Below are 24,873 nucleotides of genomic sequence, written 5' to 3'. Positions count from 1 at the left end.
ACATTGTTTTAATAATAGGATCGAGAAGAGAGAACAATGGAAATGATTGAATGTAATATGTATAGTAATGTTGATAATTATATAGATAAGATTAGTGATTCGACAAATAGGATTAAACTAGAAAATAGTGATATTAATGCTTTACAAATAATTATACCCAATCGCTCTGCTGATTTAATAGGTGCGATCAATAAAGGTAAAACGAATATTATTCCATTATTTAATATCGAGAGCGTTTTTAATGAAAGAGAGCAATTTACTTTAACGCCATTTTTAAAATTGGAGACGTCATTTAAGGTTAGTACGAGTTTTATACTTGGTATGATAATGACAGTCATTTATGCCTATAAAGAACTACACTTAGTAAGTATGAATCATTTTGCGTTCAAATACAAAAAAGCTAATAAAACCGGAGGGCCAGATTTTATAGGATGGGATAAAAACGGAAATGTTTTTTGGTTAGAAGCAAAAGCAACTATATCAGAAAACAGAGTATCTAGCACCAGAATAAAGAAGGCTGTAAATCAGTTAGGTAAAGTAAAAACCAATAATCGAATTAGTTTTTCAAATAATAAGCTCGTTGTAGCTTCGAGCTTTAGAAAAAAAATACAGCCAAATAGTAAACAAATTAGTTTAAGTATTATCGATCCTGAATTTAAAGAGATTCCTGATGATTATTATAGTGTATATGATTTGTACTCGAGAATTACTAAAGAGGGATTATCTCATATGGAATTGAATTTAGATAATGTAATAGATGATTTTTGTGGGAATAGATTTACGATAAATGATACTTCCGTAATAATTTTTATTAATAAAAATTTGGTTAAGTTAAGTTCTTCAAAGAACACTAAGACAACTTTTAAGGAAGAATTATTTGACTTGCAAAATATAATTATAAAAAAGTATGAGAAAATAAAAAATGAAGTAAAAAAAGATAGTGTATTTGCATATAATGGAATAATAATTGCCTATTAAATGCCTCTAATTCTCAATTGACTATCTGATGTCATTACCTAGTATCAATATTTTATATTGTAAAGTTGACTATATTATATATTAAAAATATGACATTTAGAATTAAGAGGAGAAAAAATTAAAAAGGGTAGCACAATAGAGGAGTATATATTAACTGCAATAAATCTAGTACTTAAAGAATTGAGTTGATGTTTTCTATGCCAACTTACTATACAAGCGGTGAATTTGCGAAAAAGGCGCATGTTTCAATTCGTACAATTCGCTATTACGATCAAAAAAATTTATTAAAGCCATCAACACACACGGCGAGCGGTGCAAGACTCTACACTGATACTGATTTTGCCAAATTGCAACAAATCCTCCTATTAAAGTATCTTGGATTTTCTTTAACAGACATCCGAGAGATGACTTTAGGATCAGGAGACAGGCAGCTTTTACTTGATTCTCTGCAGATTCAAAAAAGATTAGTGGAAGAACGTCTTAAAGAAATGCAAAATGTTGCTGCAGCCATTGATTCAACTAGTAGCACTTTGAAGGCAGGGCAAGAAGTAGACTGGAGCAAGATGTTAGACTTGATTCATTTGACTTCAATGAATCAGTCCCTAAGTAGTCAATACCAAAATGCTTCTAATATTTCTGCGCGAATCAAACTTCATCGGGATTATTCTCTTAATAAAGAGGGATGGTTTCATTGGTTGTTTAGACAACTAGACTTAAAGCCGGGGATGAAGATTCTAGAATTAGGAGCTGGTAATGGTACTTTATGGGCACAAAATCTAGATAGAATTCCAAAAGGATTAACCATTGTTTTATCTGATATTTCTGAAGGTATCTTAGCTGATGCGAAAAGTGAAATTAGGGATAGATCAGAATTTCAATATGCGGTATTTGATGCACAAAAAATACCTTGTGCGGATAATACATTTGATTTGGTAATTGCTAACCATATGCTTTTCTACTGTGACGATATTCCTAAGACCTTGAAAGAAGTAAAGAGAGTAATGAAAAAGGGCGCTTCTTTTGCTTGCTCGACTTATTCTAAAAGGCATATGCATGAAATTACTGATTTAGTTCAAGAATTTAATCCAGAGATTGTCTTGTCTTCAACTAATTTATATGATCGCTTTGGCTTAGACAATGGGATAGAAATTTTATCCCATGATTTTACTGATGTTACTTGTCATAAGTATGAAGATGCGGTTGAATTGTCTGAATCTACGCCGGTAATTTCTTACATCTTATCTTGTCATGGTAATCAAAATTCGATTTTACTCGATCACTATAATGAATTTAAAAATTTTGTTGACGATAAAGTAAGCGATGGTTTCCACATTACTAAAGATGCAGGTTACTTTATTTGTAAGAAATAGTAACAAAGATCAAGCACATGAAGTTAAGTGCTTGATCTTTTTCTATAGAATTAAAAATTCTTATTTTCTTGAAGGTGACGTAACGTAATGTTATATGATAAGTAATGAATAAAGAAAGGCAGACCTAATTATGAAAGTTATTGTTACTGGTGGTGCCGGTTTTATCGGTTCAAACTTTGTTTTTTACATGTTAAAGAAGCATCCTGATTACGAAATTATCTGTTTAGATAGTTTAACTTATGCGGGTAACTTATCTACTTTAAAGGATGTTATGGATAACCCTAACTTCAAGTTCGTTAAGTTAGATATTCGTGACCGTGAAGGTGTTTACAAGTTATTCGAAGAAGAAAAGCCTGATGTAGTAGTTAACTTTGCTGCTGAAAGTCACGTTGATCGTTCTATTGAAAATCCAGAAATTTTCTTGGAAACTAACATTATCGGTACTTCTGTCTTAATGGATGCTTGCCGTAAATACGGTATCAAGCGTTTCCACCAAGTTTCAACTGACGAGGTTTACGGTGATTTACCATTAGATCGTCCAGATCTTTTCTTCCACGAAGATACTCCACTTCATACTTCAAGTCCTTACTCATCAAGTAAGGCTAGTGCCGATTTACTCGTTGGTGCCTACGGTAAAACCTATGGTTTGCCAGTAACCATTTCACGTTGTTCTAACAACTATGGTCCATATCAATTCCCAGAAAAATTGATTCCATTGATGATTCAAAGAGCATTAAACAATGAAAAATTACCAGTTTACGGTGATGGTAAAAACGTTCGTGACTGGCTTTACGTTGAAGATCACTGCAACGCAATTGACCTTATCTTAGAAAATGGTGAGCCTGGTGAAGTTTACAACATTGGTGGTCACAACGAAATGGCTAACATTGATATTGTTAAACTCATCTGTGATTACTTAGACAAGCCTTACTCCTTAATCGAACATGTTACTGACCGTAAGGGTCATGACCGTCGTTACGCTATCGATCCAGAAAAGATTCATAACGAATTAGGCTGGCTTCCAGAAACTATGTTCAAAGATGGTATCAAGAAGACTATCCAATGGTACCTTGACAACAAAGACTGGTGGGAAAACATCATTTCTGGTGACTACCAAAACTATTACGACAAAATGTACGGTAAGAAGCAAGTTTTAGATAAGGACTAATTCAGCATGAAGGGAATTATTTTAGCAGGCGGTTCAGGTACTCGTTTATATCCATTGACTTTAGTAACTAGTAAGCAATTATTGCCAGTTTACGACAAACCAATGATTTATTATCCATTATCTACTTTGATGTTAGCCGGTATTAAAGATATTTTAGTTATTTCTACTCCGGCTGACACTCCACGTTTTAAGGAACTATTAGGTGATGGTTCACAATTTGGTGTTAACCTTTCTTACAAGGTTCAACCAAGTCCAGATGGGTTGGCTCAAGCATTTACCTTAGGTGAAGATTTCATTAACGGTGAAGCATGTGCCATGGTTTTAGGTGATAACATTTTCTACGGTAATGGTTTTACTGAGTTGCTTAAGAATGCTGCTGAAGATGCTCAAAAAGGTAAGGCAACTGTCTTTGGTTACTACGTAAATGATCCAGAACGTTTTGGTGTTATTGGTTTTGATGAAAATGATAATGTTGTATCTATCGAAGAAAAACCAGAACAACCTAAGAGTAACTATGCTGTTACTGGTCTTTACTTCTACCCAGCTGGTGTAAGTGAAAAGGCTGCTCAAGTTAAGCCAAGTGCACGTGGGGAAGTAGAAATTACTAGTCTAAACGATATGTACTTACAAGACGATAACTTAGGTGTACAACTTTTGGGTCGTGGTTATGCATGGCTTGATACTGGTACAATGCAAAGTTTAGTTGACGCTTCTAACTACGTTAAGATGATTGAAGAACGTCAAGGCGTTTCTGTTTCAGCTCCAGAAGAAATTGCTTATATTCACGGCTGGATTGACAAGGATCAATTACTTGAAGCAGCTAAGCACTATGGCAAGAGCCCATATGGTAAGCACTTAAAGTCTGTTGCTGAAGGTAAAGTTCGTTACTAAAATTTTTAATTTAAGAAAGAAGCTTTTAAAAATGGGACAAATTAAAGTTGAAAAAAATGTTGGTGGTATTGAAGGTTTAGCAGTTATCACTCCAACTGTTCATGGAGACGATCGTGGCTACTTCATGGAAACTTTTAATCAAAGAGACATGATGGATGCTGGCTTTAGCATTAACTTTGTTCAAGATAACCAATCAAGTTCAACTAAGGGTGTGCTTCGTGGTTTACACTTCCAAAAGAAATACCCACAAATTAAATTAGTTCGCGCAGTTCGTGGTTCAGTATTCGATGTTGCTGTTGACCTTCGTAGCGATTCTAAGACTTATGGTAAGTGGTACGGTGTTGAATTAACTGCAGAAAATAAGAAGCAATTCTTAATCCCACAAGGTTTTGCTCATGGTTTCCTTGTTTTAAGTGATGAAGCTGAATTCTGCTACAAGGTTAATGATTTCTGGCATCCAAACGATGAAGGTGGTATGGCTTGGAACGATCCTGAAATTGGTATTGAATGGCCACACCTTAAGGGCGACTACCCAGGCAGTCCTGATGCTAGTGGCTATACTCTTGACGATGGTACTAAATTAACTTTGTCTGACCGTGACCAAGAATGGAAAGGCTTAAAGGATACTTTTAAGTTTTAATTAGTGAGGTAATTAAATGAGAGTTTTTGTAACTGGCGTTAATGGTCAACTTGGCCATGACGTAATGAATGAACTTGCTAAGCGTGGCTATGAAGGCGTAGGTTCTGATTTAGCACCTGAATATGCTGGTGTTGCTGACGGAAGCAGTGTTACCAAGGCAGCTTATGTTTCTTTAGATATTACTGATGCAGAAGCTGTAGATAAGGTTATTTCTGAAGTAAATCCTGACGTTATTGTTCATTGTGCTGCTTGGACCGCAGTTGACATGGCTGAAGATGATGACAAGGTAGCTGCTGTTCGTAAAGTTAACGTTGATGGAACTCAAAACATCGCTAATGTTGCTAAAAAGCTAGATGCCCCAATGGTTTACTTATCAACTGACTATGTCTTTGATGGTCAAGGAACTACTCCTTGGGAACCTGATTTTAAGGGTTACAAGCCGTTAAATGTTTACGGTGAAACTAAGCTTGGCGGTGAAGCAGCTGTTGCTAATACCTTGGACAAGTACTTCATCGTTCGTATTGCTTGGGTATTTGGTGTAAATGGTTCTAACTTCATTAAGACAATGCTTAAAGTTGGTTCAAACCATGATGAAGTTAAAGTTGTTAGCGACCAAGTAGGTACACCAACTTACACTTTTGATTTAGCTCGTTTATTGGTAGACATGATTGAAACTGATAAGTACGGCTACTACCATGCAACTAATGCTGAATTACCAGCAAATGAAGGCGACTATGATGAAAATGGTACTAAGACCGGCTATATTTCTTGGTACGATTTCACTAAAGAAATCTACCGCCAAGCGGGCTACAAGACTAAGGTAACTCCTGTAACTACTGAAGAATATGGCTTATCAAAGGCTGTTCGTCCATTTAACTCTCGCTTAGACAAGAGTAAGTTAGAAGAAAACGGCTTTAAGCCACTCCCAACTTGGCCAGATGCTATCAGCCGCTACTTAGATATTTTAAAGGCTGACGGCTTCTTTGATGAGTTAGGGAAGTAAGTTTTTAATTAGATAATACCGAATGAAAGATCAATGAAGTTTAAACTCCAGCGTTGGACATAAATCCAATCTGGGGTTTTTATTATGAGCAAATATACAGTTGAGACTAAATTAAAATCAATTGAATTATATAAAAACAATCTGGAAAGTAGACAAATTCAACATGAATTGAATATTTCATCACATTCTACAAGTGATGGATTGACTATATTATTTAAGAAATATGGAAAAGCTGGTTTAAAAAGTTTTCGAGAATGCAGACCACGGTTATACTGAATCGATTATTCAAAATACCTCATTAGATTATATTTTCTTACACAATTCATTATTTGCTGAAGTTTTCATTACTGATTCTTATCGCGCAGTTAACAATCATGAAAACAATATTGAAAAGAAGATGACCGGTGGAAGAATCTGGTTCATTTCTAGAAAAAATGCTACATTAAGTGCCGCTTGAGCGTTGAACAATGATTTACTTCACCGCACTGTTTTGAATATTAATGGATCTGAGCCATTTACATATCAGAAGTTTTTAGATATTGCTAATGGTGTGTCTGGCAATCATATTTCTCACATTCGCAAGACTGATGAAGAATTATACAGTTATATCAATCGTATCGGTATGCCGAGAAATACAGATGGCGATTTCTCAAAGAGTCCAATTAAAGCAACTTCAGAAAGAATGGTTTCGGTACGACCGTTCGAGAAGGGTATTTGGAGGTACTGGGTAGCGACTTCAGTAATTTAATTGGTCATAAACCAATCACGGTTGAGTACATATTGAACACAAAAAATGCTTTCAACTAGGCGACTGTCATCCTCTGGAGTAGAAAGTTGGAGGACTTGATAAGGAGAAGCGGCTTTTTGGAGGGCCTCTTTTTTGTTGTGAGTAAATTGAGGTAAAATGTACATGATAGCTCAATAAGTAGGAGAAGTTAGAATTGAATCAAATTATAGTGCCAATTATTACAGTACATAGGATATGTCAAAGAATTGCATGTTATCTTAATAAGGATGAAGTTATTGATGTATTAAATGCATATATTTTTCAGTATCATTTAGATATTGCTAAAATTGAGAGTAATGATGATAGATATGATTGGCAAGTTCTTTGTGATACAATTAATGACTTTCCAGATGCAAATAAGCTTGATTTTATAGGACAAATTTTGGATGCAGGCTATATTACAATAGAAGATGATTTTAATTTTATAAATGAATTTGTTATGAAATATAATTATATTGAGGTTCAAGAAAAATTATTTGAGCAACTAGCTGCATTTACTTCTGATGCAGTGACAGCTCAAGAAATTTTTGCAGAAAGACTGAAGATTAATCATCCAGAATCACTTAAATGTTGGAAAAATAGCATAGAAATGTTAAAGGGCAGATACTATTCAGAAGCTGGGAATGATATAAGAAAATCGTTTGAATTTTTATTATGTGATATTTTATGTAATAAAAAATCTCTTGAAAATCAAATTAAAGCTCCAGAACATGATTTTATGCGATCCGAGGTAGGTAAATATTTAAAAGAAAAGGGGATTAATAAGCAAAATGTCAGTTTTATCGTTCATTTGACATCAGCTGTTCTTTATATTTCTAATGAAAAATTTAAACACGGAGAGCCAACAGGACTTACTGAAAGTGATATAAGATTTTACATGAATGAAACGTTTTTGATTATGCAAAGATTTCTTGATATTGAAGAAGAGCATTTACCATTATTGAAGAAATAAGAACTATGACATATGTAGATAGTAGAAAAATTTTTTAAAAGGTAAAGCTAGTAAAGTAATAATTAGTTTTTTAGAGCAAAATAGCTAGCATATAGTCATTTTCCTTTTTATCTAATTTATATAAAAAATCATGAATTTTTAATTCAGATTCAAATTTCCATTAGAGGTGTAGCATCATCATAATTTATATTATTATATATTTATAGAACTATAATACTACGTGGGAGAGATAAAATGAATTCTGAAATTTCAATTCTTAAGTTTAATCGTAAGACCAATTTTTGGTTGTTACGTGCTGAAGGAGGTAAATATTTTTCTGATTTTTTAAATAATGATTATATCGGTATTAAATACAATAAGCTGACGATTGATAATATTAAAAAACTGCAGAAACAAGAATTCGTAACGCTTGAAGATATTAAGCAATTGATGTTCAAACAGTACATTAAAGATAACAGAACAACAATAAATAATTTATCTACTACTGCAAAGGCACAATTAACGATTCATGCAAAACAAACCTATCTATTTGTCTATGAGATTAAGATTGGCGATTTTATTTTAGTTCCTGCTAAACATTCATATGAATTTGCTTTAGGAATTGTTATTGGTGATCCATATGATGAGAGTATTACGAATATTGAAAAATTGAAAAAAGATTATGAAAATCAAGATATCTCCTATAAACCTTCTGGTTATCTAAAAAGAAGGTCTGTTCAATGGATTTCTATAATCAATAGAAATGATCTCCCAAAGGAATTAGCGTGGATAATGAATGCTCACCAAGCAGTGGCATCTCTTGACATAGATAATAAAACAAAGCTGTTTAATTTAGTTTCTCCTGTATACAAATATGAAGGTAAATTCTATCTTCGTGTTCATACTTCAAAGGGCTCAGAGTTTTCTATTTCTGATTGGTCAAAGTTAGTTTCCGTTTTTCCAAAAGAAAAAAGTAATAACATTGACATGAAAGCAAATATAAATTCTCCTGGCTTTTTTACTTTAGTAACACATTCGATTAATGATATACATTTTTTTATAGAAGTTGTATTTGGATCGGGCGTTTTTGGATCCTTTGTATTTATACTAAATAAATCTCTAAAATTGTTATTAGGAAAAGAAAATTTGAAAAAGAAAGGATTAATAGAAACATGTCAAGATATTTGGAGTAAGCATAAACAAAATAAAGTCAAAAATTTAAAAGCTGATATAGAATACAGAGAATTAAAAGCAAAAGATATAAGAGGAAAAGAATTAGGGTTAAGCATAAGAAAAGAAGGAAAACCAATAGAAAAGAATAAAGATAAAATAATTAGTCTAGATATGAAGAAACCAAAAGATAAAACTGATAATTAATTGAATTTAACTGTCTAATTTGAACATCCAGCCAGTTGTGGTAAGTGTAGTTTTAGATAGCATAGCTAAGTGAGTTGAATATATGAGTAAATTTTTAGCATTATCTATTTTTACGTACTTTATTAAGACAATGCTTAAAGTTGGTTCAAACCATGATGAAGTTAAGGTTGTTAGTGATCAAGTAGGTACACCAACTTACACTTTTGATTTAGCTCGTTTATTGGTAGACATGATTGAAACTGATAAGTACGGCTACTACCATGCAACTAATGCAGAATTACCAGCAAATGAAGGCGACTATGATGAAAATGGTACTAAGACTGGTTACATTTCTTGGTACGATTTCACTAAAGAAATTTATCGGCAGGCTGGCTATAAGACTAAGGTAACTCCTGTAACTACTGAAGAATACGGCTTATCAAAGGCAGTTCGTCCGTTTAACTCTCGCCTAGATAAGAGCAAGTTAGAAGAAAATGGCTTTAAGCCACTTCCAACTTGGACTGATGCTATTAGTCGTTACTTAGATATTTTAAAGGCCGACGGCTTCTTTGATGAGTTGGGGAAGTAAACTTTGAATTAAATAATACCGAATAAAAAGGATCAAGCGCAGGCTTGGTCCTTTTTCGTGTTGGGGTAGTGTATAATGAGCTTTTAATACTTATTCTTATATTAGAAAGCTCTAGGGAAAAACATGAAAAAAGTATCAGTAATAATTCCAGTTTATAATGATGAAAAGTACTTAAATCAGTGTGTTGATAGCATTTTGAAGTAAACTTATTCAAACATTGAATTGATTTTGATAGATGATGGCTCAACCGATAATTCACCTAAAATTTGTGAAGAGTATAGACAAAAATATGGTCAGGTTAGGGTTCTTCATAAGAAAAATGGTGGCGTTGGGTCTAGCAGAAATGCTGGATTAGCTATGGCAAGTGGTGATTATGTCTCATTTGTCGATAATGATGATTGGTTACCGGAAACTCATATTGAAGATTTGTATAATCTTTTGAAAAAAGGCGATGCAGATATTGCAGTTGGCAATTTTAACGAATTCGACGAAGAGAAATCCGCATTTTTATACTGGATGAACGAGGATGATTATTTTGAAAAGTGCTATTCGCCAAAAGACTGGTTTAAGTTGGAATATAGAACCGTCTACTATAACATGTCAATGGTTTTCGTAGTTCCATGGGGAAAGTTGTATAAGCGAGAACTTTTTAAAAATATTGTTTATCTAATTAATGCAAAAGTTGAAGATGATTTAACCACCTGGAAAATTTATTTACTTGCTGACAAAATTGCGTACATGAATAAAAGTATTTATACGCATCGTATTTTAAACGCCAGTGTTACAGCACAAGTTGATAAATTATCAGTCTTTCCAGCAGAAGCAGTTGAGCAGCGAATCAGTTTGTTGAAGTTAATTGGTTTTGATACAACTGAAGAAGAAAAAGCCTACAAAAAACGTTTAGCTCTCTTGCAATTTGACGATGACTATTTGAAGTCCCGAGACGCCAAGCAAAAATTAGCTATTTTGAAGAAGTATCGAGGGGAGTAAAAGAAGTTTTTAATAAATTTTTGTTTAGAAAACATTTAGTTAGTAGTAAAATATAAACGTGAGCAAATCTTTTTGATTTAGTTAGTAGTTTTAGATGGGTGTTAGATCAATGAAATTTAATCAAGGAGTTGCTCATATTATTTTTACAATGTAAGAAAGCGCTTAAATGCTAAGCTGATTAAATACTAGAAAGGAAAATATATGACAAAAATAACCAAAGATTATATTGTGGGCTTGGATATCGGGACTAATTCTTGTGGCTGGGTAGCAATGGACTCTAAAAATACTATTCTGCGAATGCATGGAAAAACTGCTATTGGTTCTCACTTATTTGATGCAGAAAATTCGGCAGCTGATCGTCGGGCTTTTCGAACAACACGAAGAAGAATTAAAAGAAGAAAGTGGCGATTAAAGTTATTAGAAGAGATATTTGATTCTCATATGGCAAAAGTTGATCCATACTTTTTTGCTCGTTTAAAAGAATCTGGTCTCTCACCTTTAGATACAAGAAAAAATGTATCTTCAATAATTTATCCAACATCTCTTGAAGATAAGAAGTTTTATGTTGATAATCCTACTATTTATCATCTTCGTTACAAGTTGATGACTGAAGATCGAAAATTTGATTTAAGAGAAGTTTATCTTGCAATTCACCATATTGTGAAATACCGCGGTAATTTTTTATATAATACACCTGTAAAAGACTTTGAAGCTTCAAAAATAGATGTAAAAGGTAGTTTAAAGAAATTAAATGAGTTATATGAAGGATTAGACTCAGAATTTAATGTAAAGCTTGATAGTAATAATGCATTAGAAATTGAAAATATTATTCGAGATAAAAAAGTCTTCAAGATAAATAAAGTTAAGGAAATTAACCAATTACTTTCTTTAAAAACTGATAATAAGGAACGTACTAAGTTAATAAAGGATGTTTCTAAGCAAATAGTAAATGCTATTTTAGGTTATAAAACTAAATTTGAAATTATTTTATTAAAAGACATTAGTAAAGATGAAGCAGATGATTGGGAATTTAAGCTTACTGATGTGGATGCCGATAATAAGTTCGAAAATTTAATTAGTGATCTTAATGAAAATGAACAAGAAATTCTGGCAGTAATTAGAGAATTGGCTAATGCAATTACTTTAAGTAACATTGTCGAAGAGGGAAAGACTTTATCTGAATCAATGATTGATAAGTATGAGAATCATTCAGATGATTTGAAATTATTGAAACAGGTTATTTCTGATCATCCCGATCGAGATAAGGCTAAGAAATTAGCCCTGGCTTATGACTTGTATGTCAACAATCGACATGGAAAAATTCTTCAGGCTAAAGACGTTTTAGGAAAGAAGAAAACTTTATCAAAAGAAGAATTTTATAAAGAAGTTAAAAAGAATTTAGATGATTCAAAGGAATCTCAAGAAATTTTAGATGCAATTGCCTTAGATTCATTCATGCCAAAACAGAGAACAAATGAAAATGGAGTAATTCCATATCAGCTTCATCAGCTTGAATTAGACAAAATTATTGAAAATCAGGGAAAGTATTATCCATTTTTGAAAGAGGTAAATCCTGTTTCTTCACATTTAAAGCAAGCCCCATATAAGCTTGATGAACTAATTAGATTTAGAGTCCCTTATTATGTAGGACCATTAATTTCACCAAACGAATCTACTAAAAATAACCAAACAAAGAAAAATCAAAATTTTGCTTGGATGATACGTAAGGGGCAAGGACAGATTACTCCTTGGAATTTTGATCAAAAGGTAGATCGAATGGCATCAGCAAATAAGTTCATTAAAAGAATGACAACTAAAGATACTTACTTATTAGGTGAAGATGTTTTACCAGCTAACAGTTTACTTTATCAAAAGTTTACAGTATTAAATGAACTTAATAACATAAAAATTAATGGTAAGCGAATATCTGTGCCTTTAAAACAAGAACTATATAATAACTTGTTTAAGAAGAATTCAACTGTAACTACTAATAAGCTTAAATCCTATTTGAAAGAAAATTATAAACTTATTAATGTTGAGATTAAGGGCTTATCCGATGAAAAGAAATTTAACTCTGGATTGACAACTTATAATAAATTAAAAAATTTGAAGATTTTTGATCAGCAAATTGATAATCCTAGCTATAATAAAGATTTTGAACGGATCATCGAATGGTCAACTATTTTTGAAGATAAGGCTATTTATAAAGAAAAGTTGAAAACTATAGACTGGCTCAGTGATAGACAAATTGACAAACTAAGCAAGATTAGAATGCAAGGTTGGGGTCAATTATCGAAGAAATTATTATCACAATTAACTGACAATAATGGTCAAACTATTATTGAACAACTTTGGGATAGTCAAAATAATTTTATGCAAATTGTAAATCAAGCTGATTTTAAAGATGCTATTGCAGTTGCTAACCAAAATTTACTAGTTGACACAAGTGTAGAAGATATTTTAAGTGAGGCTTATACGTCACCAGCTAATAAGAAAGCAATCCGCCAAGTAGTTAAAGTCGTTGATGATATTGTTAGAGCAGCCTCAGGAAAGGTTCCTAAGCAAATTGCAATTGAGTTTACTAGAGATGCAGACGATAATGCTAAAATAAGTCAAACTCGAGCAAATAAATTACGCAAAGTTTATAAAGAATTATCTAATGAATTAGCATCAGAGACTATTAGAAATGAGCTGGAAAGGGTTGCTAAAGATCAAAAATTGTTGAAAGATAAATATTATTTATACTTTATGCAACTTGGTAGAGATGCTTATACGGGTGAACCAATTGATATTGATGATCTAGAACAATATGATATAGATCACATTCTTCCACAAAGCTTTATTAAAGATGATTCCTTGGAAAACCGAGTTTTAGTTAAAAAAGCAGTCAATAATGGTAAATCGGATAATGTACCAGTTAAATTATATGGAAATCATATGGCAACTGACTTGGGAATGACGATTCATCATATGTGGGAAAAATGGAAAGATCAGGGATTAATTACAAAGACTAAGTATAATAATTTAATTATTGATCCAGATAAGATTAATAAATATGAATCTTCAGGTTTCATACATAGACAATTAGTTGAAACGAGTCAAATTATTAAATTGGTTTCAACAATTTTGCAATCTAAGTATCCTGATACTGAAATAATAGTTGTTAAGGCTCGATATAATCATTATTTACGAAAGCATTTAAACTTATATAAGAGTAGAGAAGTCAATGATTATCATCATGCAATTGATGCCTATCTTTCAGCTATTTGTGGTAATATTCTTTATCAAGTTTATCCTTATTTACGTCCTTTCTTTGTATATGGACAATATAAAAAATTTAGTTCCGAACCTGAAAAAGAAAAGATAATTTATGATAAAACAAGAAGATATAATTTTATTTCGCAAATTTTTGAAAACAAGGGTAACGATATTATCAGTCGTGAAACTAAGAAAAAGGTTTTTGACAAAAAAGATATAATTGAAAAATTGAAACATGCATATAATTATAAATACATGCTTGTTTCTCGAGAAACCGAAACTCACGATCAGGAAATGTTTAAGATGACGGTCTATCCACGTTTATCACGTGATAGAAAGAAATCACGTAATTTGATTCCTAAAAAGAAAGATATGCCTACTGAAGTATATGGCGGATATACAAATAATTCCGATGCCTATATGGTTATTGTTAGAATTAATAAGAAAAAGGGAACCGAATATCGCGTGTTCGGAGTACCAATGCGTGAATTGATTAATTTAAGAAAAGCTGAGAAAAAAGGTCACTATAATGCTTATTTAAAGCAGGTACTTGAACCTGAAATTATGTATAGCAAGAATGGAAAGAAAAATAAAACAATTAGTTCATTTGAGATTGTTAAAGAAAAAGTCCCATATAAGCAAGTAATTTTAGATGGTGACAAGAAATTTATGCTTGCAAGTTCTACGTATGTCCAAAATGCTAAGCAATTAACTTTATCTCAATATTCTATGCAAGCAATTACTGATAATTGTGAAAATGATACTGAAGAGGAGAAAGCTTTGGTTGAAGCATATGATGAAATTCTTACAAATATTGATAAATATCTACCATTGTTTGATATTAATAAATTTAGAGAAAAATTACATGCTGGGAGAGAAAAATTTGTTGATCTATCATTAGCTGAGAAAAAAGACACAATTTTGCAGGTATTAAATGGATTACATGATAATGCTGTAATGCCTAAGATTAAGTCTTTAGGATTATCTACGGAATTGGGAAAATTACAGATTCCTACAGGTGTAAAATTATCTGAAAATGCAAAATTAATTTATCAATCTCCAACAGGTCTATTTGAAAAACGCGTTAAGATTTCAGATTTGTAAAGAAAATAGGGAACCACCAATGTGATTCCCTATTTTTTGTATAAAAAAAGTCCCTCGATAGCTCGGGACAAGTGTTGAAACTTTGCATCAAAAGATGCATTGCTTGATTTTAAATCTGGTTGTTAGATCAATAAAGTTTAGAGTTGGGAGCTACCCAACAAATTAATAATATCATGTATAGGCAAAAGATACAAGGAGGAAACATATGGGATGGCGATCGGTAATAATTACGCAACATACTAAATTAACGTATTCAATGAATATGATGATTGTGCAAACAAGAGATGGGATTAATCAGATACCTATTAGCGATATCAATTTATTATTGGTATCAACCTCTCAAGCAGTAATTACAAGTGCACTAATTAGTAAACTAGCTGAAAATCAATCTAAAATAATTTTCGTTGATGATAAATACCAACCTGTCAGTGAAACAATAGATTATTATCCGAATAGTAGAAGTCTTGCTAAATTAAAAAATCAGTTTAATTGGGATGAAAAGCAAAAAGAGCTTTTGTGGACGAAAATTGTAGCAAGGAAGATTCAAAATCAAATTAAGGTATTGCAAAATTATAATTTGATTTGGGATGATGTTCAAAATGAATTAGATCAAATGGAATTGAATGATTCAACTAATCGAGAAGCAGCTGCAGCTAGAAAATATTTTATTAGTATGTTTGGCAAAGATTTTATAAGAAGAAATTCAGGTGCAATAAATGCTGCCTTAGATTATGGATATGCTATTTTACTTTCAGCTTTTAATCGTGAAATTGCGGTAAATGGTTATTTATCTTATTTAGGTATTCATCATCACTCCCAAGAAAACCAATTTAATTTGGGGTCAGACTTAATGGAGCCTTTTAGACCTTTTGTAGATTATTGGGTTAAAGCGCATGAAAATATTGATGAATTTACGCCTGATATTAAATTTGGATTAGTTGAATTGCTTAGTTTAGAAATAAAATTCAATGGTAGGAAGACTTTACTTTCTAATGCAATTACAGTTTATGTTAGGGATTGCCTAAGATTTTTAAGTGGAGAAATTGATAATATAAAAATAGAAATGGAGTTAACGGATGAGGTACCGAATGATGCGATTAATGATAATGTTTGATTTGCCGGTTGAGACGGCTAGTGAAAGAAGAGAGTATCGTCAGTTCCGTAAAAGGCTAATTAACGAAGGATTCTTAATGATTCAATATTCTATATATGAAAGAGTATGTGTAAGTAGAAAAACAGCAATTTTTCTGGAAAAACGAATTAAAAGTTTTTTGCCAACTAGTGGCGTCGTTCAATCTTTAATGGTTACTGAGAAACAATACAATGATATGCATTTCTTAGTTGGAAATCCCGTTGATGATGTAAGAAATAGTTCAGATCGGACAGTGATTTTATGATTTTATCTTATTTATCTCATAAAAAGATGGTTATGAAAAGTAGTGGAATAAAGGTAATAGCAACTTCTAGTCCGATAGTTTATCAAGATTTAATTCGGAGTTTTCAAGGTAAGAAAGATATGCTTCTAAGTTCGGATGATGATTATAATCAATTAGATATAATTAAAGATTTTGATTTTATCGCTGATCCAGTATTAAATCGAAATGTTTTTGACAAATATATGCCCGTTATTATAAAAGAATATATTGAAGAACTCAATGAAACGAATCGTAATGAAATATTAAAAACATATCATGAATTAGAAGGGATAATACAAGATTCATTGTTGCTTGAAGATTTACCTCTAGAACTTGAATTTAACGAAGACTTGAAGAAGTTTTTGAAGTTAGAAAATCTGCATTTAGATACTAAGTTTTTAGAGGAACCATATGCTATAATTGAATCGATCTTAAAAATACATCAAAACTATAATTTGCATTCTATACCTGTTGCTTGTAATGTAGCTCATTATTTAAATTTAGCTCAGTTAGGAATGTTAAATGATCTATTAAAAGAAATGAAGTTGAAATTAATTTTAATAGAATTCACATCTGCGGATTTTCTGGTTTTTCCAAAAGATGTTGATTATTTCTACATTGATCAAGACCTTGTTGATTGGTACTAACTATCTGATTAAAAACTGATTATAAAATTTCGGTTTTAGATGGTTGTTAGATCAATAAGGTTTAGATCTCACATGTTAGATCTAAAACAAGATTGAATGTTTTAGATGGTTGTTAGATCAATAAGGTTTAGATCCTCTTACCGTTTTAACGGGGGAAGTTGGAGGTTTTAGATGGTTGTTAGATCAATAAGGTTTAGATCTGGTAAAGGCGTTAAATGTATTTTTTGATAGTTTTAGATGGTTGTTAGATCAATAAGGTTTAGATCATGATTATCCTAATGGCGAGTATAATTCTAGTTTTAGATGGTTGTTAGATCAATAAGGTTTAGATCATCCATCACTCGATACAACCCAGACGATCCGTTTTAGATGGTTGTTAGATCAATAAGGTTTAGATCTTAAGGAAGCTCAAAACAAATTAGCAAGCTGTTTTAGATGGTTGTTAGATCAATAAGGTTTAGATCTTCTTAATTTTTATTACATGACTAATTATAGTTTTAGATGGTTGTTAGATCAATAAGGTTTAGATCGCATAATATCAACAATAAGTATCTTCATAAGTTTTAGATGGTTGTTAGATCAATAAGGTTTAGATCTTAAGGAAGCTCAAAACAAATTAGCAAGCTGTTTTAGATGGTTGTTAGATCAATAAGGTTTAGATCGCATAATATCAACAATAAGTATCTTCATAAGTTTTAGATGGTTGTTAGATCAATAAGGTTTAGATCAAAACCAGGTTGAACGTTAAAGATATAAACGGTTTTAGATGGTTGTTAGATCAATAAGGTTTAGATCCAAAAAGAATCTAGTTCATTGGTTTCGCCAGTTTTAGATGGTTGTTAGATCAATAAGGTTTAGATCATATAATACTTCTTTTTATTACTTTTGTCTGTTTTAGATGGTTGTTAGATCAATAAGGTTTAGATCAAGTAGCCTTGTAAATATGGCACAGAAACAGTTTTAGATGGTTGTTAGATCAATAAGGTTTAGATCATTCCTTGGGTGTAGCACCTAAGATTACGTGTTTTAGATGGTTGTTGGATCAATAAGGTTTAGATCGAAAGATGTTGATGTACGTAGCTGAAGGTAGTTTTAGATGGTTGTTAGATCAATAAGGTTTAGATCCCTGGCACAAAGTAAACGCAAAGCTGGTGAGTTTTAGATGGTTGTTAGATCAATAAGGTTTAGATCACTTTAGTGCAAGCCGTAGCCAAGCAGTCCGTTTTAGATGGTTGCTAAGATCATTAAAGTTTAATTTATAGTGAGTTACGATAATTAGTCATAATTACACTATTAGTCCATTGCTTTTGCAATGGGCTTTTTTATACCCTCCAAACCATTTTTCACCTCTGTGGTGCAAAAGTGTATTTTAAATGTAAGCGCTTGTTTAATACTATATAAGTGTCAAGAGAAATAAAAAGAAAGTATTAATGGAGGATTTAAAAATGACTAAGTATGTTTTATTAGTATGTGGTTCAGGTGCATCATCAGGCTTTATGGCTGCTAACATGAGAAAAGCAGCAAAGAAGGCTGGTTTAGATTACAAGATTCAGGCTCGGAGTGAAGCAGAATTAGGTGACTATGCAGATCAGATTGACGCTTTAATGGTAGGACCTCACTTAAAGGCAGAGTTTGATACAATTAAAGCGCAAGTACCTGACAAAGTAAAAGTAATTTTAATGAAGCCAGATTATTATTCAATATTAGATGGCAAAGCAGCAGTTGAAGACTTACAAAGTCAGCTAAGTTAAATTCATAAGAGGTAAATAAAATGAACGGTTTTATGAATTTTCTAAATACTAAATTTGCACCCAGAGCGCAGAAGATAGCTAACAACGGTTGGATTGTAACCATAAAAAATTCTATTTTGGAAGTACTTCCATTTATTTTTGTTGGTTCTTTTATTACTTTATTAAATATTCCGCTTAATTTTTGGAAATGGTGGCCAAATTTAGCACCAATTAGTAGTTTTACATTTGGCTTAGTTTCAATTTTTATTGCTTTTCTATTTCCGTTTAATTTTATGGAACATATGAAATTAAACAAGCAAAGAATCATTGCAGGCCTTTCATCAGTTGCTTTGTTTTTGATGCTTGCTAATCCAACTTGGGATAAGAGTGGATCAATTATTTCTTACCAATTTTCCGAACTCGGTGCTGGTGGTATGTTTGTTGCCTTGGTTGTAGGGATCTATACTGCTCTAATTATGGAAGCATTCGGTAAATTCTCATTCTTTAGCGATGATACATCAATGCCAGATTTTGTTATTGCATGGTTTGATTCGATGTTACCAATCACAGTAGTAATCGCAACAGGTTGGTTATTATCAGATATCTTGCACTTTAACTTTTATCAACTAATTGTAAATATTTTTTCACCGTTAGCTACATCGTTAGATACTTGGTGGGGATTTACCTTATTCCTGTTTTTCCAATGTTTTATTTATTCAATGGGAATTTCAGGTTGGGTTTTAGCAGCTATTGATCAACCTGTGATGCTTGCTGGAATTGCAGCTAATGCACGAGAAGTTGCTGCTGGTCATGTCGCTACTCATATTTTTACTAGCGAATTGGTTTATAGTTTTCCATGGATTGGCGGGGTTGGTTGTACTTTACCATTAGTTTTATTAATGCTATTTGCAACTAAATCTAAGAGAATGAAGGCACTAGGTAAAGCATGTATTTTACCTTCAATCTTTAACATTAATGAACCAGTTGTATTTGGTACCGTAGTTTGGAACCCATATTTAATGATTCCGCTTTGGATTAACGGAATCGTTTTACCATTAATTACTTCATTATGGTTTAAAGCTGGTTTGTCTCCAATTCCTCACTCTTTAATGCAAATGTGGTATATTCCATTTCCGTTTGTGACTTGGATTGTTAGTCCAGCTATTAGTTCAATAATTTTATTATTAATCTTATTTGTTGTAGGTGGCTTAATTTGGTATCCATTCTTGAAGGTTTATGACAATAGTTTAATTAAAGAAGAAAAAGCATAAGGAGAGTTTAAGATGAATGAAAATGACAAATCTGTTAAAGACACAATGGAAATAATTATTAATGCTGGAGATGCTAGAGAATTAATCTCTGAAGCATTAGATAATGTTGCCGATTTTGATTACCAGTCTGCAGAAGAAAATATGGAGAAAGCAAAGGAAAAACTAGTAATAGCTCACCGTTTGCAAACAGCAAAAATTCAACAAGAGGCAGAAGGTAAGAAGGTTGAGTATTCTGTTCTGTTCACACATGCGCAAGACACTTTAATGACTATTAATAGCGAGTATAAGCTAACAGTTCATTTAATTAAAGTATTTAAAAAGCGTGATGAAAAGGAGAAACATAATGATTAAGATGCGGAAAAACAAGTATCCATATTTTCCTAAAAATTTTCTTTGGGGAGGAGCACAAGCAGCCAGTCAAGCTGATGGCGCCTATCAAGAAGATGGAAAAGGTTTAAATTCATCAGACGTCCAACCTTATTTGAAAGATTTATCAAATGCTGAAATTCAAAAAATTGAGACCGAAGGAATGACGGTTAAACAAGTAGAAAAGAATTCCAAGGATACAACTGATTACTATCCAAAAAGATTTGGCATTGATTTTTATCATAATTACAAGGAAGATCTGAAACTTCTTGCGGATGCAGGTTTTAAAACTTTTAGAACATCCTTAGATTGGTCGAGAATTTTTCCAAATGGAGATGATAAAAATCCAAATGAAACTGCTTTAAAGCATTACGATGAAATGATTGATTACATGATAAAGCTAGGTATTGAACCAATTATTACCATGAATCACTATGAAACGCCTATCAATATTACTTTGAAATATGGTGGTTGGCCAAATAAAGCAGTTATTCCAATGTTTGAAAAATTTGGTAAAGTTTTACTCGATCATTTTGGCGATAGGGTAAAGTACTGGATTGTAGTTAATCAAATCAATATGGTCCAGATTGAACCATGGCTTTCTGTCGGAGTAGCTAGCGATCAGTACGAGAATATGCAAGAAGCATTGTACCAGGCTATGCATAATCAATTTGTTGCGGCTGCAGCTATTCAAAAATATGCAAAATCATTACATAATCCTAATCTTCATATTGGAACGATGGTAGCTGATGGAACAGTATATCCAGCAAGTAGCAAGCCAGACGATATAGTTTTGGCTATGCAACAAAATCGTATGCAATATTTTGTTACAGACGTGCAATTTAGAGGAGAGTATCCTAAGTTTGCATTAAATTATTTTGCTGATAACAATATTCATCTTGAAACTACTGAAGAAGAGTTAAATCTAATCAAAGATAATCCGATGGATTTTTTAGCTATTTCTTATTACTATTCTAAGATGGTTGATTCTACGAAGAATAAAATGCAACCAGCAGACACCAGTGACAATCCTAACCTAAAGCAAAGCGATTGGGGATGGTCGGTAGACCCACAAGGATTGTATAATTCACTTTCTCAATATTATGATCGCTATCAAAAACCAATTATTATTGCTGAAAATGGACTTGGGGCATATGACGAATTAGAAGATAATCATGAAGTTTATGATCAGTATCGTTCCGATTATTTAAGAGCGCATATTGAACAAGTAGGGCGCGCCATTCATGATGGAGCGGATGTGATTGCTTATTGTGCTTGGGGCCCAATTGATATTGTCTCTTGTTCTTCACAACAAATGTCTAAGAGATATGGATTTATTTATGTTGACTTAGATGATGAAGGAAAAGGTAGCGGTAAACGTTATTTGAAGGATAGTTATAAGTGGTATAAAAATGTGATTTCTTCTAATGGCGCTGAAATCTAGTTAGAAAGTGGGATGGTTGTCAATGAGTAAGAGAGATAACTTATTAAAATACTTACAGAAAAATCCAAGTTGGCATACATCTCAAGAATTAGCCATCGAAATTGGTGTTTCCAGTCGAACAATTAAAAACTACATTAGTTTTTGGAAAGCAGAAAAGTATCCAATAGAATCTAGTATTAAAGGTTATAAGTTAAAATATAAAAAAGTTTCTGAAAATGAAAAGACTGTAGTTTCTACGCAGAGTAGTTCTAAGGAGAGAATTAACTGGATTATTAATTATTTCATTACAAAAGATTCAGTAATTAATTTTTATGATCTTGCAAGCAAATTATATGTGAGTGAAACTACAATATTACAAGATTTAAATAAAGTAAAAAATAAGGTAGCTTCTTTTGGAATGAAGCTAGATAGACATGGTGATAACTTTGAGTTGATTGGTGAAGAGCGAAGAAAGAGAAGCTTGTTGAGTGCATTAATATATGAAGAAACTTCTGGAACTTTTATGAATCAAGAAGTTATCCAAAAGAATTTTAAGGATATTGATGTTAGCTTGCTTCGAAAAACAATCTTAGAGTCATTTAATCACCGAAATATTTATCTTAATACCTTTGATTTGAATAATATTCTTTTACATTTTGTAATTGTGTTTGCAAGATTAAAACACGGTCATGTAATATCAAAATCTAATCTTGAAAAATATTATAATATTAACGATAAAAATGCACTCGCGTGTGAAATTGTAGAATCAGTTGAAAATGCACTTTCAATAAAGTTTGAATCACCGGATTTTCAAGAATTAGAATTAATCGTTGAGGCATCTGTTATTGATAAGGATAGTAATCTACATAATAAGATTAATCCAGAAACAGCAGACGTGGTGGCAGATTTAATTAGCTATGTTTGGAGCAATTATCATATTAATTTAGATAATGATAATTTTAAGGATCGATTTGCTCTTCATTTAGATCGTTTAATTGCAAGAGCTCGTCAAGAAAAAATTCAGCATAATCCCATTGCAACTAATATCAAAAATTCGTCGCCTACTATTTATGAATGTGCAGTAATTATAGCGGACAGAATTTCTCAAAAGCTGAATATAACTATTGATGATAATGAAATTGGATATATTGCGATGCATATCGGAAATGCAATGGCAGAACAAATTTCTGATAAACAAAAGTTAGCTGCGGTTATACTAATCCCCCAGTATTATGACAATGCAGCTGTGTTAACAAGAAAGATTCAAAAGCATTTTGCTCAATATATTAATATTAAAGATGAAATTCATGATCCTATTCAATTGCATGCAAGGAAACTAAAAATAGATCTCATTATCGCAGTTGATACAAATTATGTTGACGAAAAAATAAGTACGGTTAATATTTCACAGTTTTTCTTAAAAAATGATATCCAGAAATTAACGATTGCAATTACTACTAAGCAACATCAGCTTAGAAAGGATATCTTTCAAGAGAATTTATTTAAGTTTTTTAATAGTGAAGATTTTGAAAAAAGTGATGCAATTACTAATATAGATGATTGCTTTAATTTAGTTGGTTCTAGATTTTCTAAAGAACGAGTCGTTGATAAGAATTTTAAGCAGGCGCTGTATAATCGTGAAGATATGTCGAGTACAGCGTTTGGTAGAGTTGCAATTCCGCATTCGTTAACAATGTCCGCCAACAAGAGCCGTGGTTTTATTATTATTAATCCGCGTGGTATTAAGTGGAGTAATAACAATGAGGTATATTTAGTTATTGCCCTCGCGATTGATCCTGATAATAAGAAGTTGTTTAGGGATGTATTTGATGAATTATCAAACATTGTGACAGATATTAATAATGTGAGCCAATTAGTTCATTGCAATAGCTACAGTGAGTTTATTATTAAATTAGTCGATTTATTGTGATATTTGAACTAATTGAAAAAGTCTATTAGTTTAGCGTTTAATTTGGCTAAGCTAATGGGCTTTTATATTTTCTGCATACGAGTAGAGTTTATTAAAGTTGTATGTGTAATCATCAATTTCTAAATGAAGCCATTGACTTAAATAGAATATATAGTAGAGTAAAAGTTACAAGGAAGAGCGGTAAATACTCTACGGAGTCTATTGCGAGGAAAGCACCTTTATATTACTAATGAGGGTGTTTTTTGTTTAGAAATGTAAAACAAGAATATTTTTTATTAAAATGCTTAGCAAAAGAAACCCACTATTATTCAATAGATATTAGGCAATATAAGTTTTTACATAGAAAAGAAAGTGTATCAGACAATGAGCATTTATAGAAATGATGATATTTTAATCACAGACTTAATGGACAGAATTGATAAGTTAGAAAATCAAGTTACTGATTTGAAAAAAGTCTATTATAAACAATCAGGGGAAAGTCACAGCACATTTTTATACGGTTGTGAAGTGCGTGGATCTGACTATTTACATCTTGAAGATAAGGTGATTCCGCGTTTAAAAGAGAATGATCCAGTTTTATTAATACGTGAGACTGATAACAAATACGATAAAAATGCTATTTCTGTAGCTACTCCGTATGGATTAAAATTAGGTTATATTCCACGTGAACATAATTTGATTTTTAGTCGTTTGATTGACTCTGGGAATCTTTTATTTGGTCGAGTAAAAAACTTCCATTGGGATGGTAAAAACTTGGAGTTAGTAATTAAAGTTTACTTGGCAAATTAGAATATTTTAAATAAGAAAAAGGTCTGTTACTTGGTGATAACAGACCTTTTTAATACCTCCACATACGTGGAGAACACGAATTAACTTTATTTGGGTTAATAACCGTCAAAGGATCATCTCCACATACGTGGAGAATACACTAAAAGGTCCTTGATATATCAGTCATCCTTAATTCAAATAATAGCATTTTTTGACATTTTAGGTATTATCAATTGAAAATTTTGTATAATTAGTTCA

General features: G+C 32.0%; 18 protein-coding genes, 2 pseudogenes and 1 CRISPR repeat array. All 20 genes and pseudogenes read left to right on the top strand.

Annotated elements, in window-relative coordinates; translation table 11 throughout:
- The first annotated feature begins 36 nt into the window (after positions 1 to 36).
- The 20 genes and pseudogenes from QM512_RS04415 (at position 37) to QM512_RS04320 (ending at position 24,636) form a co-directional block, all read left to right on the top strand.
- Complete coding sequence (locus tag QM512_RS04415; protein ID WP_282806304.1) at positions 37 to 978, top strand: hypothetical protein; 942 nt, start codon at positions 37 to 39, stop codon at positions 976 to 978.
- A gap of 197 nt (positions 979 to 1,175) precedes the next feature.
- Positions 1,176 to 2,348, top strand: coding sequence for a MerR family transcriptional regulator (locus QM512_RS04410; protein ID WP_282806451.1), 1,173 nt, complete (start codon positions 1,176 to 1,178; stop codon positions 2,346 to 2,348).
- Between the two features lie 130 nt (positions 2,349 to 2,478).
- Positions 2,479 to 3,516 (top strand): dTDP-glucose 4,6-dehydratase, encoded by a 1,038-nt coding sequence (rfbB, locus tag QM512_RS04405; RefSeq protein WP_282806303.1) that lies wholly within the window; start codon positions 2,479 to 2,481, stop codon positions 3,514 to 3,516.
- 6 nt (positions 3,517 to 3,522) lie between these two features.
- Positions 3,523 to 4,407, top strand: a complete 885-nt coding sequence (gene rfbA, locus QM512_RS04400; RefSeq protein ID WP_282806302.1) for a glucose-1-phosphate thymidylyltransferase RfbA — start codon at positions 3,523 to 3,525, stop codon at positions 4,405 to 4,407.
- A 31-nt stretch (positions 4,408 to 4,438) separates the two neighbouring features.
- On the top strand, positions 4,439 to 5,047 hold the full coding sequence (gene rfbC / locus QM512_RS04395) for a dTDP-4-dehydrorhamnose 3,5-epimerase (protein ID WP_004897504.1): 609 nt from the start codon (positions 4,439 to 4,441) through the stop codon (positions 5,045 to 5,047).
- A 16-nt stretch (positions 5,048 to 5,063) separates the two neighbouring features.
- Positions 5,064 to 6,050, top strand: a complete 987-nt coding sequence (gene rfbD, locus QM512_RS04390) for a dTDP-4-dehydrorhamnose reductase (RefSeq protein ID WP_282806301.1) — start codon at positions 5,064 to 5,066, stop codon at positions 6,048 to 6,050.
- 941 nt (positions 6,051 to 6,991) lie between these two features.
- Positions 6,992 to 7,789, top strand: coding sequence for a hypothetical protein (locus QM512_RS04385; RefSeq protein ID WP_095154648.1), 798 nt, complete (start codon positions 6,992 to 6,994; stop codon positions 7,787 to 7,789).
- A gap of 234 nt (positions 7,790 to 8,023) precedes the next feature.
- Positions 8,024 to 9,145, top strand: a complete 1,122-nt coding sequence (locus tag QM512_RS04380; RefSeq protein WP_282806300.1) for a hypothetical protein — start codon at positions 8,024 to 8,026, stop codon at positions 9,143 to 9,145.
- 118 nt (positions 9,146 to 9,263) lie between these two features.
- Positions 9,264 to 9,713: pseudogene (locus QM512_RS04375) on the top strand (SDR family oxidoreductase); the annotation flags it as partial.
- A 123-nt stretch (positions 9,714 to 9,836) separates the two neighbouring features.
- A pseudogene (locus QM512_RS04370) lies at positions 9,837 to 10,703 on the top strand (glycosyltransferase family 2 protein).
- A 201-nt stretch (positions 10,704 to 10,904) separates the two neighbouring features.
- A complete protein-coding gene (gene cas9 / locus QM512_RS04365) occupies positions 10,905 to 15,065 on the top strand; it encodes a type II CRISPR RNA-guided endonuclease Cas9 (protein WP_282806299.1) in 4,161 nt (1,386 codons plus the stop codon).
- A gap of 205 nt (positions 15,066 to 15,270) precedes the next feature.
- Positions 15,271 to 16,179 carry a type II CRISPR-associated endonuclease Cas1 gene (gene cas1 / locus QM512_RS04360; RefSeq protein ID WP_282806298.1) on the top strand — a complete coding sequence of 303 codons (909 nt, stop codon included), beginning with the start codon at positions 15,271 to 15,273 and terminating at the stop codon, positions 16,177 to 16,179.
- Positions 16,157 to 16,462 (top strand): CRISPR-associated endonuclease Cas2, encoded by a 306-nt coding sequence (gene cas2, locus QM512_RS04355; protein ID WP_282806297.1) that lies wholly within the window; start codon positions 16,157 to 16,159, stop codon positions 16,460 to 16,462. The genes cas1 and cas2 overlap by 23 nt, the downstream gene beginning before the upstream one ends.
- Entirely contained in the window at positions 16,459 to 17,127 is a 669-nt protein-coding gene (gene csn2 / locus QM512_RS04350) for a type II-A CRISPR-associated protein Csn2 (RefSeq protein ID WP_282806296.1), read from the top strand. Before cas2 ends, csn2 begins: the two co-directional genes overlap by 4 nt.
- Before the next feature lie 32 nt (positions 17,128 to 17,159).
- A CRISPR array of direct repeats spans positions 17,160 to 18,318; the repeat unit is 36 nt; unit sequence GTTTTAGATGGTTGTTAGATCAATAAGGTTTAGATC.
- Positions 18,319 to 18,572: 254 nt separating this feature from the next.
- Positions 18,573 to 18,878, top strand: a complete 306-nt coding sequence (locus tag QM512_RS04345; protein WP_282806295.1) for a PTS sugar transporter subunit IIB — start codon at positions 18,573 to 18,575, stop codon at positions 18,876 to 18,878.
- 20 nt (positions 18,879 to 18,898) lie between these two features.
- Positions 18,899 to 20,128 carry a PTS sugar transporter subunit IIC gene (locus tag QM512_RS04340; protein WP_282806294.1) on the top strand — a complete coding sequence of 410 codons (1,230 nt, stop codon included), beginning with the start codon at positions 18,899 to 18,901 and terminating at the stop codon, positions 20,126 to 20,128.
- 12 nt (positions 20,129 to 20,140) lie between these two features.
- Complete coding sequence (locus QM512_RS04335; protein ID WP_282806293.1) at positions 20,141 to 20,479, top strand: PTS lactose/cellobiose transporter subunit IIA; 339 nt, start codon at positions 20,141 to 20,143, stop codon at positions 20,477 to 20,479.
- 1 nt (position 20,480) lies between these two features.
- Entirely contained in the window at positions 20,481 to 21,938 is a 1,458-nt protein-coding gene (locus QM512_RS04330) for a glycoside hydrolase family 1 protein (RefSeq protein WP_282806449.1), read from the top strand.
- 22 nt (positions 21,939 to 21,960) lie between these two features.
- Complete coding sequence (locus QM512_RS04325) at positions 21,961 to 23,847, top strand: BglG family transcription antiterminator (protein ID WP_282806292.1); 1,887 nt, start codon at positions 21,961 to 21,963, stop codon at positions 23,845 to 23,847.
- Positions 23,848 to 24,210: 363 nt separating this feature from the next.
- Positions 24,211 to 24,636, top strand: coding sequence for an HIRAN domain-containing protein (locus QM512_RS04320; protein WP_282806291.1), 426 nt, complete (start codon positions 24,211 to 24,213; stop codon positions 24,634 to 24,636).
- Positions 24,637 to 24,873: the final 237 nt, after the last annotated feature.

It is taken from the genome of Lactobacillus isalae (genome assembly GCF_947539375.1).
Classification (GTDB): domain Bacteria; phylum Bacillota; class Bacilli; order Lactobacillales; family Lactobacillaceae; genus Lactobacillus; species Lactobacillus isalae.
This window is presented reverse-complemented; position numbering and strand designations above follow the sequence as displayed.

Coding starts and splice junctions, on each gene's coding strand:
- cas1 (WP_282806298.1), top strand. CDS start 15,271: ATGGGATGGCGATCGGTAATAATTACGCAACATACTAAATTAACGTAT.
- rfbC (WP_004897504.1), top strand. CDS start 4,439: ATGGGACAAATTAAAGTTGAAAAAAATGTTGGTGGTATTGAAGGTTTA.
- QM512_RS04415 (WP_282806304.1), top strand. CDS start 37: ATGGAAATGATTGAATGTAATATGTATAGTAATGTTGATAATTATATA.
- rfbD (WP_282806301.1), top strand. CDS start 5,064: ATGAGAGTTTTTGTAACTGGCGTTAATGGTCAACTTGGCCATGACGTA.
- rfbB (WP_282806303.1), top strand. CDS start 2,479: ATGAAAGTTATTGTTACTGGTGGTGCCGGTTTTATCGGTTCAAACTTT.
- QM512_RS04320 (WP_282806291.1), top strand. CDS start 24,211: ATGAGCATTTATAGAAATGATGATATTTTAATCACAGACTTAATGGAC.
- QM512_RS04410 (WP_282806451.1), top strand. CDS start 1,176: ATGCCAACTTACTATACAAGCGGTGAATTTGCGAAAAAGGCGCATGTT.
- QM512_RS04325 (WP_282806292.1), top strand. CDS start 21,961: ATGAGTAAGAGAGATAACTTATTAAAATACTTACAGAAAAATCCAAGT.
- csn2 (WP_282806296.1), top strand. CDS start 16,459: ATGATTTTATCTTATTTATCTCATAAAAAGATGGTTATGAAAAGTAGT.
- QM512_RS04330 (WP_282806449.1), top strand. CDS start 20,481: ATGCGGAAAAACAAGTATCCATATTTTCCTAAAAATTTTCTTTGGGGA.
- rfbA (WP_282806302.1), top strand. CDS start 3,523: ATGAAGGGAATTATTTTAGCAGGCGGTTCAGGTACTCGTTTATATCCA.
- QM512_RS04345 (WP_282806295.1), top strand. CDS start 18,573: ATGACTAAGTATGTTTTATTAGTATGTGGTTCAGGTGCATCATCAGGC.
- QM512_RS04340 (WP_282806294.1), top strand. CDS start 18,899: ATGAACGGTTTTATGAATTTTCTAAATACTAAATTTGCACCCAGAGCG.
- QM512_RS04380 (WP_282806300.1), top strand. CDS start 8,024: ATGAATTCTGAAATTTCAATTCTTAAGTTTAATCGTAAGACCAATTTT.
- cas2 (WP_282806297.1), top strand. CDS start 16,157: ATGCGATTAATGATAATGTTTGATTTGCCGGTTGAGACGGCTAGTGAA.
- QM512_RS04335 (WP_282806293.1), top strand. CDS start 20,141: ATGAATGAAAATGACAAATCTGTTAAAGACACAATGGAAATAATTATT.
- cas9 (WP_282806299.1), top strand. CDS start 10,905: ATGACAAAAATAACCAAAGATTATATTGTGGGCTTGGATATCGGGACT.